1 protein-coding gene is annotated in these 725 nt (G+C 62.5%); it reads left to right on the top strand.

The genetic code is table 11. The features are described 5' to 3' along the window. Positions 1-39 precede the first annotated feature (39 nt). Positions 40-725, top strand: a 686-nt coding sequence (locus AC1RRC_RS33225) for a condensation domain-containing protein (protein ID WP_493060208.1), incomplete at its 3' end; no start/stop codon positions are given.

The following is a 725-nucleotide window of genomic DNA, read 5'->3' as shown; positions in this document are numbered from 1 at the left end:
CCGCTGCGCACCGTCCTGCTGAGCGCCCACGTGCGTGTCATGTCAATTCTGTGCGGCAGCGCCGACGTCGTCACCGGCGTCGTCGCGCACTCACGCGTCGAGGAACTCGATGGTGACAAGGTGCTGGGCCTGTTCCTCAACACGCTGCCGTTCCGCGTCCAGCTGGGCCAGGGCAGCTGGCGCGACATGATCCGCGCCACGTTCGATAACGAACTGGGCGTGGTGCCGCACCGTAGCTACCCGTATGCCCAGCTGTTCGTCGACAATGGCCGCATGCCGCTGTACGAAACCGCCTTCAACTACATCAATTTCCACGTCTACGACAGCATCAAGGCTAGCACAAGCGGCAGCGACACGCTGCAGGTTGTCGGTGGCACGGCTTTCGAAGCGACCAACTTCGCCTTCTGCCTGAATGCTTCGAATTTTGAAGGCAAGCTCAATCTGGGCCTGACTTTCGATCCTGCACGCCTGGCCCTGTCCCAGGTCGACCAGATCGGCCACATCTATCTGGCAGTGCTGCAATCGATGGCGACGCAAAGCGATGCCGATCACGCTGCCAGGGATTATCTTTCCGATGCCGAGCGCCAGTGCGTCCTGCATGACGGGAACGCCACGGCGCTCGCCTATCCGCGGACGGAAACGCTGGCTCGCCTGTTTGAAACCCAGGCCGCGCTGCGGCCGGACGACATCGCGGCCAGCTACGACGGCCTGCAACTCCATTACGG

This window comes from Pseudoduganella sp. GW821-FHT12E03 (assembly GCF_058807115.1).
The sequence above is the reverse complement of the archived record's forward strand: the minus strand, read 5'-3'. Positions and strand labels throughout refer to the sequence as shown.